Origin of the sequence: Sinorhizobium sp. B11 (assembly GCA_039725955.1) — a bacterium.
GTDB lineage: Bacteria > Pseudomonadota > Alphaproteobacteria > Rhizobiales > Rhizobiaceae > Rhizobium.
In genome coordinates, this window is record CP091034.1 from 2,120,871 (window position 1) to 2,133,705 (window position 12,835).

The 12,835-nt window shown below is 60.8% G+C and carries 14 protein-coding genes; 5 read left to right on the forward strand and 9 right to left on the reverse strand.

Going from position 1 to position 12,835, the window contains the following annotated elements:
• Positions 1 to 153: 153 nt before the first annotated feature.
• Positions 154 to 543, forward strand: a complete 390-nt coding sequence (locus LVY75_20315) for a DUF1232 domain-containing protein (protein ID XAZ25773.1) — start codon at positions 154 to 156, stop codon at positions 541 to 543.
• A 21-nt stretch (positions 544 to 564) separates the two neighbouring features.
• On the opposite strand, the gene LVY75_20320 is transcribed toward LVY75_20315, so the two are convergent.
• Positions 565 to 1,389, reverse strand: coding sequence for a LysR substrate-binding domain-containing protein (locus LVY75_20320; protein XAZ25483.1), 825 nt, complete (start codon positions 1,387 to 1,389; stop codon positions 565 to 567).
• A gap of 213 nt (positions 1,390 to 1,602) precedes the next feature.
• Between LVY75_20320 and LVY75_20325 the strand changes: the two genes are divergently transcribed.
• The 3 genes from LVY75_20325 to LVY75_20335 all read left to right on the forward strand — a co-directional run bounded on the left by LVY75_20325 (position 1,603) and on the right by LVY75_20335 (position 3,260).
• Entirely contained in the window at positions 1,603 to 1,764 is a 162-nt protein-coding gene (locus LVY75_20325; GenBank protein XAZ25484.1) for a DUF1127 domain-containing protein, read from the forward strand.
• Between the two features lie 107 nt (positions 1,765 to 1,871).
• A complete protein-coding gene (locus tag LVY75_20330) occupies positions 1,872 to 2,732 on the forward strand; it encodes an NmrA family NAD(P)-binding protein (protein XAZ25485.1) in 861 nt (286 codons plus the stop codon).
• A 129-nt stretch (positions 2,733 to 2,861) separates the two neighbouring features.
• The gene (locus LVY75_20335) at positions 2,862 to 3,260 is read left to right on the forward strand and encodes a cupin domain-containing protein (GenBank protein ID XAZ25486.1); all 399 of its coding nucleotides are present in this window, start codon (positions 2,862 to 2,864) and stop codon (positions 3,258 to 3,260) included.
• Positions 3,261 to 3,378: 118 nt separating this feature from the next.
• On the opposite strand, the gene LVY75_20340 is transcribed toward LVY75_20335, so the two are convergent.
• The 8 genes from LVY75_20340 to LVY75_20375 all read right to left on the reverse strand — a co-directional run bounded on the left by LVY75_20340 (position 3,379) and on the right by LVY75_20375 (position 11,490).
• On the reverse strand, positions 3,379 to 4,308 hold the full coding sequence (locus tag LVY75_20340) for a sigma-70 family RNA polymerase sigma factor (GenBank protein ID XAZ25774.1): 930 nt from the start codon (positions 4,306 to 4,308) through the stop codon (positions 3,379 to 3,381).
• Positions 4,309 to 4,355: 47 nt separating this feature from the next.
• Positions 4,356 to 5,288 (reverse strand): alpha/beta hydrolase, encoded by a 933-nt coding sequence (locus LVY75_20345; GenBank protein ID XAZ25487.1) that lies wholly within the window; start codon positions 5,286 to 5,288, stop codon positions 4,356 to 4,358.
• Positions 5,289 to 5,488: 200 nt separating this feature from the next.
• A complete protein-coding gene (locus LVY75_20350; GenBank protein XAZ25488.1) occupies positions 5,489 to 6,349 on the reverse strand; it encodes a glycerophosphodiester phosphodiesterase family protein in 861 nt (286 codons plus the stop codon).
• Positions 6,350 to 6,365: 16 nt separating this feature from the next.
• Entirely contained in the window at positions 6,366 to 7,190 is an 825-nt protein-coding gene (locus LVY75_20355) for a glycerophosphodiester phosphodiesterase family protein (GenBank protein ID XAZ25489.1), read from the reverse strand.
• Between the two features lie 11 nt (positions 7,191 to 7,201).
• On the reverse strand, positions 7,202 to 8,257 hold the full coding sequence (gene ugpC / locus LVY75_20360; GenBank protein ID XAZ25775.1) for a sn-glycerol-3-phosphate ABC transporter ATP-binding protein UgpC: 1,056 nt from the start codon (positions 8,255 to 8,257) through the stop codon (positions 7,202 to 7,204).
• A 43-nt stretch (positions 8,258 to 8,300) separates the two neighbouring features.
• Positions 8,301 to 9,218: an ABC transporter permease subunit gene (locus LVY75_20365; protein XAZ25490.1), complete on the reverse strand. Its 918-nt coding sequence runs from the start codon at positions 9,216 to 9,218 to the stop codon at positions 8,301 to 8,303.
• Positions 9,219 to 9,227: 9 nt separating this feature from the next.
• Positions 9,228 to 10,118 carry a sugar ABC transporter permease gene (locus tag LVY75_20370; GenBank protein XAZ25491.1) on the reverse strand — a complete coding sequence of 297 codons (891 nt, stop codon included), beginning with the start codon at positions 10,116 to 10,118 and terminating at the stop codon, positions 9,228 to 9,230.
• Positions 10,119 to 10,179: 61 nt separating this feature from the next.
• Entirely contained in the window at positions 10,180 to 11,490 is a 1,311-nt protein-coding gene (locus tag LVY75_20375; protein ID XAZ25492.1) for an extracellular solute-binding protein, read from the reverse strand.
• A gap of 190 nt (positions 11,491 to 11,680) precedes the next feature.
• Between LVY75_20375 and LVY75_20380 the strand changes: the two genes are divergently transcribed.
• Positions 11,681 to 12,835 carry an ROK family transcriptional regulator gene (locus tag LVY75_20380; GenBank protein XAZ25493.1) on the forward strand — a complete coding sequence of 385 codons (1,155 nt, stop codon included), beginning with the start codon at positions 11,681 to 11,683 and terminating at the stop codon, positions 12,833 to 12,835.

The window sequence follows — 12,835 nt, forward strand, 5'->3', positions numbered from 1 at the left end:
AAAATAAACGCCACGCACGCATGCAATGTAGCTGAACGGCGAAAAAGAACAAACGGAAAACATCCGGGCTTCAATTTGCCCTTCGTCCAATCGATCAAATGTTAAACTGCATGTGCGATCATCCCAATCCTCGAACCGACAGGCGGCGCAATGATGGGTGAATGGTTGACGGCGGCAAAACGATGGGCGCGGAGCGTGAAGCGCGATGTCGTCGCGCTCTGGATTGCCGCGCGCGACGATCGCACGCCCCTGATGGCCAAGATCGTCGCCGGCGCGGTTGCTGCCTACGCCCTTTCCCCTGTTGACCTCATACCCGATTTCGTGCCGGTGCTCGGCTATCTCGATGATCTCATCATCGTGCCGCTCGGCATCCTCATCGCGATCCGCCTTATTCCCGCGCCGCTGATGTCGGAATTCAGGGACATGGCCACCGAGCGCACGCAGCGCCCGGTCAGCCGTTTGGGGCTTGTTGCGGTCGTGATCGTCTGGCTGCTCGCAGCCGCCCTCTGCCTCTGGCTTGCGCGGGACCTGTTTCGTCGCTGAGCGAAAGCGAGTTTACCCGGCCTATTCCCGCACGAAGGCGCTGCGCAGCCAGTCGAGGAAATGGCCCGCTGCCGGCGAGAGCGCGCGGCCAGGCTGAATGACGGCCACGAAACCGTTCTCGTAAGTCAGGAATTCCGACCGTTCCACCAGCTTGCCGCTTTTCAGCTCGTTCAGCGCAAAACGCCGCTCCACCAAGGCCACGCCAAGCCCGCTGACGGCGGCGCTGACACAAAGATACATATGCGGGAAGTAGAGCTCCGACTGCGCCGAGATCCTGTGCCCGGTCGCCGCCTGCCAGTTGGTCCATTGTTCGCTCAAACTGTCGGGCGAAATGCGGGCTGGGAAGCTGAAATCATCGCCATTCGCGCTGAATGGATAATCCGGTGCCGACACGAGGCCAAAGGAAACGGAGGCGAGCGGGATATGCTCACGCCTGAACTGCGGCCGTGACAGCCGATCCCAGCTCAGCATGATATCCACCCCGTCCCTCGCCCGGTTCGGGCCGGCGTCACGGGCGCTCGATGACATGGTCAGCTGCACGCGGCAATTCGGATAGAGGCTGTAGAATTCCGCCAGACGCGGCACCAGCCAGACCATGGCGAAAGTAGCGCTGCAGGAAAGATGCACGCTCGCTTCGTTCCGGCTCGACTTCAGCTCCTGATAGCGCTCCTCCAGAAGATCGAAGGCCCGCGACACCGTGGTGAAGAAGGCCGCCCCATCCTCATTCAGCCGAAGGCCGGTGCCCGACTTCTCGAACACGGGAAGCCCAAGCTGCTCCTGCAAAAGCTGCAGCTGCTTCGAGACGGCACCGTGCGTGCGCCCCAGCTCATCGGCTGCCCGTGTCACCGAACCGAGACGTGCAGTGGCCTCGAAGGCCCGGAGCGGGCCATGGTCTTCTCTTGTGTGAGTTTTTCTAACGGATGACGTGAAGATAACGCGCTTTTTCGAATTCAGATATGGGCATAAAACCATGACACAAGAGCAAAGCGAGTGGAAATCTTCGCCTCCACCTTCGTCAATCATAGGTGAGTTTTGCCAACAGAGAAAGGAAATTCCATCATGCATGTGACCGACACGCTCCGCATGTGGCGCGAACGCTGGACCGAACGTCGCCTCTTCGCACGCGAGCTGGATACTTTGCCTGACGAAACGCTCAGGGATTTCGGCATGACCCGTGAAGCCGCCTTCGAGCAGAGCCACCGACCCTTCTGGCGTGCGTAGGCGGCGTCCCTACCCGAAAGTCAAACTTCACAGCTCCGGCGACATCAGCGACGGAACCTCGAAGCGGTGTGCGCAGTTATCCTGATGATTGTCTGCGAGTTTCACCCATGTATGTCATCCTTGGCGCGTCCGGACATATAGGCTCTGTCGTTATCGACGCATTGCGGGCGTCGGGCGAGAAAGTCATCGCTGTCGCTCACAGTGCAGACAAGGCCGCCGCCATCGCACGCGACGGTATCGAACCTGTCGTCGCCGATGTCACCGATACTGGGCAGCTTCGATCGATCCTGCAAAAAGGGCGTCGCGCTTTTCTCTTGAACCCGCCGGCCGATATCAAGGGCGACACCAACGCCGGGGAACTGAAGACCGCCAGCACTATTGCCGCCGCACTTGAAGGATCCGGGCTGGAGAAGCTCGTCCTGGTGTCCACCTATGGAGCGCTTGATGGCGCCGGCATCGGCGATCTCTCGGTGCTGTACGAATTCGAACGCCTCGTGAAGGCAACCGGCATTCCGGTGGCGATCAATCGCGGTGCATATTACTTCACCAATCTCGACATGCTTCTGCAGCCTGCGAAAGAGACCGGGCGCCTGCTCACTCCCTTCCCCGAGGACATGAAGATACCGATGGTGGCGCCAAGGGATCTGGGGGAAGCCGCCGCTGCACGCCTCAGGAGCCCGAGCGAGGATATCGGGATAGACCATGTCGAAGGTCCGGAGCGTTATTCCTTCGCCGATGTCGCCAAGGCGTTTTCATCGCGTCTCGGCCGCCCGGTTACAGCCGAGACGATCCCTCGCGAAAGGTTCGAGGAATATTATCTCGGACTTGGCTTCTCCTGGGCTGCCGCCCGTTGCTACGCAAAGATGGCAGAGGTCACCATCGACACCGGCTTTGAAATGCCCACCCGTCGCCATTGGGGCAGGACGACGCTGGATCAGCACCTCGAAGCACTTCAAGAACATCAGTGACGAGAGCAGCTCGCAGATACACGGCGATACAAAAAACGTCATCCGCTGAAACATTTCCAATTCATCCGTCTGTCATATGAACCCGTCGCCCGGTTGCGGGCCTTAGCCATCTGACGGAAGGACAGACAGATGAGGACCATCATGATCATGGCAGCAGGCGCACTCCTCATTGCGGGTGCAATGCAGCTGACCAAGGCCAACGCCGAGCAGCCCATCCAGCGTACCGATCTCGTTCAGAACGACATCGACGTGCCCGGTCACGAGGCGGTGCAGGTTCGCGTCGACTTCGCCCCCGGCGCCTTCGCCGTGAAGCATCACCATCCGGGCGAGGAAATCGCCTATGTGGTCGAAGGCACGCTGGAATATGAGCTGGACGGACAGAAGCCGGTGACGCTGAAAGCCGGCCAGTCGCTGTTCATCCCCTCGGGCGTTGCCCATTCCGCCAGGAATGTCGGCGACGGCAAGGCCTCCGAACTCGCAACCTATATCGTCACGAAGGGCTCGCCGCTCGTCGTGCCGGTGAAATAGCCTGGTGCCAGATGCAGGTCGGCGCCCATGGCGGGCGCCCGGCCCGGTTCGCCTGGATCAGCCGAAACCGTGGCCTCCGCAAGGACTCGCAACCGCCGAGACTTGCTCTGCGCCTCCGTCATCCTCCTTGCGAGACGACGGACCCGGCCATGAGCTCCAGATCGGTTTCCGAGGCGTTTCCAATGACCCACGGGCAGGCATAATAATCTTCAATGCGGTCGATAATGCCGCCGACGACATGGACGCGAACCGGCCATGCGACCCGCCACAGATCTCCTTGCTGGAAGAGCACGAGCAGGACAGGCTCCCCGTCGATCGCCCCAAACTCCATGGTCCACGGTTCCGTGTTTTTCTCGTATTCGACGAAATAGGGAGAGTTTCTGAGCAGACCGTCGAAGCAGTCGGCGACCCGCAATCGGGCATCGGCGCTGGTGAGACCCCGCACACCATCCCAATCATGGCGGTTGAAGAGGTCAACATAGCGCTGCAGGAGCAGCGCCGTGTCGGGATCAAGCGGGCGGCTCGGTTCGCCGGTCGGTTCAGCGGGCAAGCCGGCGAGCTTCGCCCGTCCACGGGAGAGCGCGGCTTTGACGCCGCCAACCGTCGAATCCACGAGTTCTGCGGTCTCCTCCAGCGAATAGTCGAACACATCCTTCAGGAGGACGCAGGCGCGCTCTTTGGGCGGCAGGCTGCCGACCAGCCGTTCGATGGCGCGACGTGCATCACTCGCAGCCGGCTCCGCAGCGACGACTCCGATGTCATCTGAATAGGTGCTCTCCGCACGCTCGCGCGCATCGCGTCGCCTCAGAAAGTCTATGCAGCGATTGTGAGCGATGCGAAACAGCCAGGACTTCAGCCTGTGGGCCTCATCAAGGGTCTCGATCTTCATGTAAGCCTCGAATAGCGTTTCCTGCATGAGATCCTCACCGTCGAGCCGTGAGCCGGTCATGCGGGCGCAGTAGCGATGCAGTTGGGCACGAATGTCTGACACCGTCTCGAGGAAGGCTCGATATCGCACGTCGAATAGACCGATCGGTCGCTCCCGCATGTCCTTCACCTGTCACATCCTAACGTTTTTGAGGAAATAGATACGAGTCATGCGACTTCGCGACTTTCAAGGCGTGCTGCCGCGGCTCCGGTCAGGCCGAGCTTGGGGCGAACCCACTGTGCAAACCGCTCTATCGCGTCATCGGCTTCGGGAGCGCGGCCAGCCATCATCTGGAACGAGTGCAGCATCTCCGGAAATACCTCTAGGCGCACCTCGACGCCCGCCGCCTTCGCACGGTCTGCGAGCACTCGGCTGTCGTCAAGCAGGGTTTCGTCTTCGCCAGCTTCCAGACAGATCGGCGGCAAGCCCTTGAGATCGGCAAAGATTGGACTGGCGAGTGGATTTCGAGCATCGGCCCCTCCGAGCACCTGTGATGCCAACATATCCACGGTCGCCTTCTGGAAGAAAGCGTCCTTTTCGCGGTTAGCCTCGTAAGACAGGCCGCTCGCCGACAGATCGTGCCAGCCAGAGATGCTGAAGAGCGCGGCCGGCAGCGGCCGTCCCGTATCGCGGAGTTTCATCGCGGCTGCAACGATCAGGCCCGCGCCAGCGGAATCGCCTGCACCTATAGTGTGCTCCGGCCCTATGCCCTGCTCGGCCAGCCACTCCAACGCGGCCACGACCTGCTCTATCTGCCGTGGGAACTTGCTCTGAAACGAGTAGTCGTAACTCACGATCAAAGCGTGGCAGCCTACCGCCTTGGCGATGTGTCCGACCATCTTGCGATGGGTCCAGATCGACCCGCCAACATAACCGCCGCCGTGTACGTAAAGCATGACGCGATCCCTGGCCGCCAGTTTGGGTTGCACCCACAGCGCGGTCTTGCCGCCGAGGTTTGTCTCGATGTAGTCGACGCCGCCCGGTTCCGCCGTCAGAACCGACCACTCGGAAACTTCCGGTGGCAATTCCCGACCGTTGCGCCAAGCCTCTGCGTTCGTTTCGTAGTATATCTTGTTTGCCAAACTCTGCTTGCTATCCATTGTCACGCTCCAATTCGTTAAGGGGCGACGTCGAGGACGACCGCCAACAATAACCAAGACGGACGATCACGCCGAAAGGATACGTGGCCAGCAGATTTGAATTTCAGGGCGGACTCCAGACCTGCTGCTTGGGACCGCCCGAATGCGGAAGATGAAGGCCACCGCGCTGGCTGGCGGGTGGCCGGCAGATCGGCAGAGGCTCAGCCCGCAGCGCGGGTTGTCACCGGATTTTGCGCCGCTCTCCGCACCTCGATATAGGCCCGAAGCGCAGCCGGTTCGTCCGTCTGGATCGTGCTGATTCCGGCGTCCATCAGGCGGCCCCAGATGGCGTCGGGTTCGGTCAGCGCCCGGGGATCGGTCCATTCGCCGCTCGCCGCCATATCCAGCGTATTGAACCAGATTGCCATACCGGCGTCTTCGAAGAGCTGGCGGTTGCCGGCGATCGTGTCGAGACGATCGAAACGCAGTTCGCACATGAAAGGCTTGATTTCGGAGAGCAGCGAAAGCCTTTCGCTGACATCGCCGGCGGTGAAATAGGCCATCGCCATGAAGGGCACGCCTTCGATTTTCTGGGCGCGCACCCAGTCGAGATCCTGTCGCGTCATGACGGTCGTCTTCAGATCGACGGATGACGCGACGCCCATGTCACGGGCACAGGCTGCCACCTCCGAGAACAACCTGCGATCCTTCAGGTCGAGATCAGCGAAGATGCGTCCGCGAATGGTCTCGAACACCTGCTTCAGCGTCGGAATGCGCTGATCGGTGAGAGCGCGGCCCTCGCCGCCATTGTCTTCGCGCAGCGCAATCGCCTGGAGTTCGGCCATGGTGAAAGTCTCGGCATCGCGATCGATGCCGGCCATGCGCAGGAGCGTGTCGTCATGCATCAGGAAAAGCTCACCATCGGCGCTCTTGCGCACGTCGATCTCGACAATATCGGCGCCGACGGCAATGGCCTTCTCGATCGCTGCCAGGCTGTTTTCCGGCGCACCGTGCCAGGCGCCGCGATGAGCGACGATAGCGCAGGAACGGTTCGCGTCGGCGATGAAGTCTTTGTAGCTCATGGTCTTTCCTTATGTGTCAGCCGCGGCGGCTGGCGAGGTATGATTTGAGGGCGACCGGTTCGTCGGTCTGGATCAGGGAGATGCCGGCCTCGAGGAGCCGGCCCCAGATGGCATCGGGATCCTGCATGGCAGCCGTATCGGTAAAGCCGGCAAAGGCCACGGAATCGAGCGTATTGGCCCAGAGCGCCATGCCCGTCTGGCGAGCGTGGAGCGCGGCGATATCCTCGACGCGGTCGAAGCAGACTTCACAAACGGCAGGCGCAAGCCGGAACAACAGATCGAGCTCCGCCTCGGTATGCGTAGCGCCGATCCGTGACTTGGCCATGAACAGCACGCCGTACGGGCTAACAGTCTCGCGCACCCAGGCAAGATCTTCGGGCGTTCGAAGATTGCCCCAGAAATCCACCTGGGATTCGACATCGAGATCGCGCGCGCAGGCGATGACGTCGGGGACGATGGCACGATCCTTGACATCGAGATGCAGGAAGATGCGATCGCGCGTCAGGTCGAAGAGCTGCTGCAGGCTCGGCAGCCTCTCGCCGGTCATGGCGCTATTCTCGCCACCGTCGCGGTTTCTGAGCGTGAAACCTGCGAGCCGCGCCGAGCTCAGCGCCTCCGGCGCCTCGTCGATGCCTGCCATGCGCAGCAGCGTCTCGTCATGCAGCAGGAAGAGGCCGCCGTCCGCGCTCCGGCGCACGTCGATTTCGACGATATCGGCACCGGCGCGGATCGCCGCTTCGATGGCGGGCAGGCTGTTTTCGGGAGCGTCGCGCCAGATGCCGCGATGCGCCACGACTGCGCAGTCCCTGTTCGGGCTGCGCACATAGTCAGTGTAGTTCATGGAGAGGTCTTTCAATGGCCGGCGAATGCATCCGCAATGGCGCGCCCCGTTTCGCCGTCAAACAGGTGCAGGCGGGATCGTGGTAAGGAAAAGGAAAGTTCCGTGGCGGCATCGATCTGCGCGCCGAAGGGCGTGGCGATACGGATGGAAGTGCCCGCGAGATCGACGGCCAGCACCGAATGCGAGCCGAGATCCTCGAAATGCCTGAGGCGTCCCTTGATCCTACCGTCGGCGCTAATGGCGATATCTTCCGGGCGGATGCCGAGCTGGAAATTGCCCGGCCTGTGGTACTCGGCGACCACCTGCCCGTCTGCCAGCCGCAGCACCGACCCGTCTGATGTCACCGGCAGGATATTCATCGGCGGCGCGCCGATGAACTTGGCGACGAAGACCGAGGCCGGGCGATGATAGATCGCCTTCGGCGTATCGAACTGTTCGACATTGCCCTTGTTGAGGATGAGGATCCGGTCGGCAAGTGTCATCGCCTCCACCTGGTCGTGGGTAACGAAAACGGTCGTTGCTCCGATGCGTCGATGCAGGTCGGCAAGCTCGACGCGCATGTCGTGGCGCAGCTGCGCATCAAGATTGGACAGCGGCTCGTCGAAGAGAAGCACGCCGGGCTCGCGTACGATCGCCCGGCCGATCGCCACACGCTGGCGCTGGCCACCTGAAAGCTGTCCCGGTTTGCGATCGAGATAGGCGGCCAGTCCCAGCATCTCGGCAACGGCGCCAACACGTTCCCTGCGTTCAGTTTTCGGCAGGCCGGCGACACGCAGGCTGTAGGCCATGTTGTCGAAAACGGTCATATGAGGATAGAGCGCGTAGTTCTGGAAGACCATGGCGCAGCCGCGCTGCTTCGGCTCCAGGCCCTGCACCTCGCGGTTGCCGAACAGGATCTTGCCGCCGCTGACGGCCTCGAGGCCTGCGATCATCTGCAGCAGCGTGGATTTTCCGCAGCCGGACGGGCCGAGAACGACGGTGAATTCGCCGGCGCGTAACTCGACATCGAGTGGCGGGATGACGGTCGATTTCGCGTCATATGCCTTGGTGACGCCTGCGAGCGTGATGTTGGTGGCCGCGCTGCGGATAGCGGTATCGATGGCGTTCACGTCATTTCTCCGAAAGAACAAGGCCTTGCACGAGGTAGCGCTGCAGGAGCGCAATCATCGCAAGGGGAATGATCGAGACGACCACGACACCCGCCATGATCATCGGAAAGTCGGGAATCTCGCCCTCCATATCGGGCGCGAGCCGTGCAAGACCGACGACGGCGGTGGTCATCTCGGGTTTCGAGGCGGCAACGAGCGGCCAGAGATATTGCGTCCAGCCGCTGAGGAAAGTCAGCACGAAAAGTGCCGCAAAGCTGCTCCGTGAAATCGGCAGCAGAATGTGGAAGAGGAAGCGGATCGGCCCTGCCCCATCCATGCGCGCTGCCTTGAAGAGATCGGACGGCAGCGTGCGGAAGAACTGCCGGAACAGGAAGGTGCCGGTTCCATGCGCGACAAGCGGCGCCACGAGTCCGAAATGCGTGTCGAGCACGCTGAGTTCGAGGTGGAGTGGCGCGCCGAACAGGCTTTCGATCAAGGCGTTCGCCCCGGTCAGATCGAGCAATCCATTCAGTGGCGAGAAGATATTGGCCGCCACCTGATAGGTGGTGATCACGCGAATATCGATCGGTAGCATGATCGTCGCCAGGATCACCGCGAAGGCAATACCTGCCCAGCGGATGCGGAAATAGACCAGCGCATAGGCCGCAAGGAAGGACAGCGCGCAGGTAAAGAAAGCATCGTAAAGCGCAACCAGCATGCTGTTCAGCATCTGGATTGGAATGCGGGTCTCGTTGAAGACACGCGTGACGTTGGCGACGAACTGATCACCCGGATACCAGGCAAGCCCGTTGCGAAGCAGAAACTCATAGGACTGTGATGCATTGGCAAGCGTCAGATAGAGAGGCCCGAGAATGAAGACGATGCCGATAAGCAGGATGGCGCTGGCGACGAAATTGAGCGAGCGGGCATTTTCGATCATGGCTCTCTCCTACCGTTCATAATTGACGCTACGGCCGAGAAGCAGGAACTGCGCGGCGGTCAGGATGACGACGAAGACCATCAGGATGGCCGTCTGCGTGGAGGCGCCGGAGAGATCGTAGCCGCTGAAGCCATCGGTATAGATCTTGTAGACCAGCAGGTTGGTGGCGCCGCCCGGACCGCCCTTGGTGATCGTGTCGATCAGCGCGAAGGCCGAGGTGACGCTTTCGGTGAACTCCAGCACCAGCGTCAGGAAGAGCTGAGGCATGATCAGCGGCAGCTGCACGTCGAAAATGCGCCGCCACGGCCCTGCCCCATCCATGGCCGCCGCCTGAAACATGGTCCGCGGGATGGATTGCAGGCCGGCAAGCAGGATGACGAAATTGAAGGGAATGCCGCCCCAGACATGGGCTACGATGAGCGTGATGAATGCGTCAGTGCCATCGAGGCCGGGCGCCCACGCGCCCGGAAAGAAATGGTTGATTGGCGCCAGAATACCGACGAACGGGTTGAAGATGAAGGCGAAGACGACGCCGATCGAAGCTCCCGCCACCCCCTTCGGCCAGACAAGCACGTTGCGCGCTGACAGCGACAGACGGATCTTTCGGTCGGCGGCAACCGCCAGGATCAGCGGCAGAGCGACTGCGAGCGACGAGGCAAAGACCATGAAGATAATTGTGCGCCAGCCGGCATTCCAGAATTCCGGGTCGGCAAGCACGCGGCGGAAATTATCCCAGCCGACGAATTCCGACCCGCCGCCGAATGGCCTTTCCAGAAAGAACGACCAATAGAAGGCCTGCACGATCGGCGCATAGAAGAAGATGAGGATCAACAGCAGCAAGGGTGCGGCTAGCAAAGCCGGCAGCCAGCGATGGCTGAAAAGCGAGGATTCCGACGTCATCACGCATGTCCATTTCGAGGAAGCCCGGTGCGGCGACGGGGAGCGCCGCACCGGCCAGGGATCAGGGCAGCTTTGCCGTCTTGTAGGTCTGCTCGAAGCGGCGCAGCAGCTCGTCGCCACGCTTCTTGGCATTGTCGAGCGAGACCTGCGCGGTCTGTGTGCCCGCAAATGCCTTCTGCGTTTCTTCTATGAGGATCGAGCGGAACTGCACGTAGAAGCCGAGGCGAATGCCGCGTGTATCGGGCGTGCCCGGCTCGTTCATGGATTCGATGCCGACACCGGCCGTCGCATATTTGGTCGTACCGGCATCCGGGCTTTTGGCGATGGCGTCGAGCACATCATTGGTGACAGGCACGTAACCGGTCGAAGCCGTCATGAACATCTGCTGTTCCGGCTTGCGCAGGAAGTCGAGGAAGACCTTGGCGCCATCGATCTCGGCCTGGTCGTGACCCTTCATGATGTAGATGGACGCGCCGCCGACGAAAGTGTTGTGGCGCTCGTAGCCCTTGTACATTGGCGTCAGGCCGACGGAGAGCTCATACTTGCCGGCAAAGGCCTTTGAAGAGTCCGTGTAGGAACCGGAGGAATTTTCCATCATGGCGCATTCGCCGGAATTGAAGGCGGCGGTGTAGTTGCCGGCCTTGGTGTCGCTGGCGATCTTGACCAGGCCTTCCTTGCGCCAGTCGATCAGGTTCTGCAGGTGCTTTGCAAAGAAGGTTGTGTTGAAGACATATTCGGCATCGAGACCATCATAGCCATTATGCTTGGAGGCGATCGGCAGGCCGTGACGGGCGGAGAACTGCTCGAACATCGACCAGGGCTCGCCATTGGTGACATAGGGGCATTCATGGCCTGATGCCTTCAGCTTGCGTGCAGCCTCGATAATCTCTTCCCAGGTCTTCGGCATCTCTGTGACGCCGGCCTTCTCGAGCTCCGTCTTGTTGACGTAGAAGAGCAGCGTCGAAGCATTATAGGGCTGCGAATAGAGCTTGCCGCCTGACGTTTCGTAATAGGAGCGCGCGCCCTTGATGTAATTGTTCCAGTTGACATCGGGCAGTACATCCTGAACCGGAACGACGGCGTCCGACAGAAGCAGGTCGAGCGTGCCGGCATCGAAGAACTGGATAAGCACCGGATGCTTGTTGGAGCGGTAGGCGGCAATCGCCTTCTGCATGGAGACTTCATAGCTGCCCTGCCCGACGCAGCTCACATGGTCTTTCGACTGCGACGCATTGAAGGCGTCGCATTGCGCCAGGATCGCCTTTTCGACGCTTCCTGTATTGCCGTACCAGAATTCGAAATTTGCAGCCTGCGCGGAACTACACGCAGCCGTCATCAGGGCGGCAGCAGCCACCAGAATGGAGATCTTCATAATACCCTCGCCTGAAATGTGAGACCCGCCGGACCTATGTCCGGATCGTGAACGGCGGCTTAGTACACTTTATGTGTAACAACTGGATGACGAGATTTGGCTTGATCGGTTGCGCAGGGCCAGATATCTAGGCACCTGCGGTTGCCATCTATGTTGCATTTACACTTTTGTAGTATATTCGGGGTGCGTGATGCCTTATTCTCCTGAACCATTGATTGCTGCCCGCTTCCGCCGTCCGGGAGAAGAAATCGTCGTCTCCGCGAATGAGCGCAGCCTGCTGAAACTCATCTGGCGCAATCCCGGCCTGTCGCGATCCGAGATCACCGGCCACACCGACCTGACGCAGCAGTCGGTCCATCGCATCATCGACCAGCTCGTCGAGCGCGGTATCGTTTCGCTGGGGTCTCCCAAGCCCGGGCTCGGCCGCGGTCAGCCGAGTCCCATGCTCAGCCTCAACGGCCGCCACGCCTATTCGGTCGGCATTTCCGTCAATTCCGACGTGGTCGATATCTGCCTGGTAGACCTGTCGGGCAATGTGCTCGGCGAAAGCGATATCTCGCTGAGGGAGCTCAGCATGAACCAGGCGCTGGATCGCGTGCGCAACCGCATCGCCGAACTGCAGCAGTTGAACGGCCTCGATGACGAGACCTTCTTCGGCATCGGCTTCGGCATTGCCGGCGCTCTGATATCAGGGACAAAATATAATGCCTCGATGCCGCTGCATGAATGGTCGTTGATCGAGCTTGGGCCGCTTCTGAGCGATCTCTTCAAGAAGCCCGTCTGGCTCCTGAATGGCGGCAGCGCCGGCGCAGTCGCCGAGGCGATGTTCGGCGTCGGGCGTTTCATCAAGCATTTCGCCTATCTCAGCTTCAACTACGGCTTCGGCGGCGGCCTGATCAACGACGGCGAACTCCTGGCCGGCGGTAACGGCAATGCCGGCGAATTCTCGGGCATGTTTGACGATGAAGAGACCACCCGCCGCCCCGCTCTGCAGCTGCTCCTGGAGAAGCTGAAGCGCCACAATGTCGATGTGCCGTCGATACCCTATCTGCGCCGGAATTTCGATCCGAAATGGCCAGGCGTCGCGGAATGGGTCGGGGAGATCACCCCCGCCTATAACCGTCTCGTCAATGCCATCTGGGCGATCTACGACCCGCAGGCGATCGTCTTCGGCGGCCAGGTGCCGCCGGGATTGGCGCAGATGCTGAGCGAACGCACCGAACTTTTCGGACGCCCGCGCTACGGCGTGCCTCGCCCGCACCCCAAACTCATTGTGTCGGACATAGCAGGAGACGCCGCTGGCATGGGCTCGGCCATCGTCCCCTTCAAATCAACCTTCTACTAA

What these genes read in the sequence shown, in the direction of transcription:
- LVY75_20315 (XAZ25773.1), top strand. Translation starts at nt 154, where the DNA reads ATGGGTGAATGGTTGACGGCGGCAAAACGATGGGCGCGGAGCGTGAAG.
- LVY75_20325 (XAZ25484.1), top strand. Translation starts at nt 1,603, where the DNA reads ATGCATGTGACCGACACGCTCCGCATGTGGCGCGAACGCTGGACCGAA.
- LVY75_20330 (XAZ25485.1), top strand. Translation starts at nt 1,872, where the DNA reads ATGTATGTCATCCTTGGCGCGTCCGGACATATAGGCTCTGTCGTTATC.
- LVY75_20335 (XAZ25486.1), top strand. Translation starts at nt 2,862, where the DNA reads ATGAGGACCATCATGATCATGGCAGCAGGCGCACTCCTCATTGCGGGT.
- LVY75_20340 (XAZ25774.1), bottom strand. Translation starts at nt 4,308, where the DNA reads ATGCGGGAGCGACCGATCGGTCTATTCGACGTGCGATATCGAGCCTTC.
- LVY75_20345 (XAZ25487.1), bottom strand. Translation starts at nt 5,288, where the DNA reads ATGGATAGCAAGCAGAGTTTGGCAAACAAGATATACTACGAAACGAAC.
- LVY75_20350 (XAZ25488.1), bottom strand. Translation starts at nt 6,349, where the DNA reads ATGAGCTACAAAGACTTCATCGCCGACGCGAACCGTTCCTGCGCTATC.
- LVY75_20355 (XAZ25489.1), bottom strand. Translation starts at nt 7,190, where the DNA reads ATGAACTACACTGACTATGTGCGCAGCCCGAACAGGGACTGCGCAGTC.
- LVY75_20365 (XAZ25490.1), bottom strand. Translation starts at nt 9,218, where the DNA reads ATGATCGAAAATGCCCGCTCGCTCAATTTCGTCGCCAGCGCCATCCTG.
- LVY75_20370 (XAZ25491.1), bottom strand. Translation starts at nt 10,118, where the DNA reads ATGACGTCGGAATCCTCGCTTTTCAGCCATCGCTGGCTGCCGGCTTTG.
- LVY75_20375 (XAZ25492.1), bottom strand. Translation starts at nt 11,490, where the DNA reads ATGAAGATCTCCATTCTGGTGGCTGCTGCCGCCCTGATGACGGCTGCG.
- LVY75_20380 (XAZ25493.1), top strand. Translation starts at nt 11,681, where the DNA reads ATGCCTTATTCTCCTGAACCATTGATTGCTGCCCGCTTCCGCCGTCCG.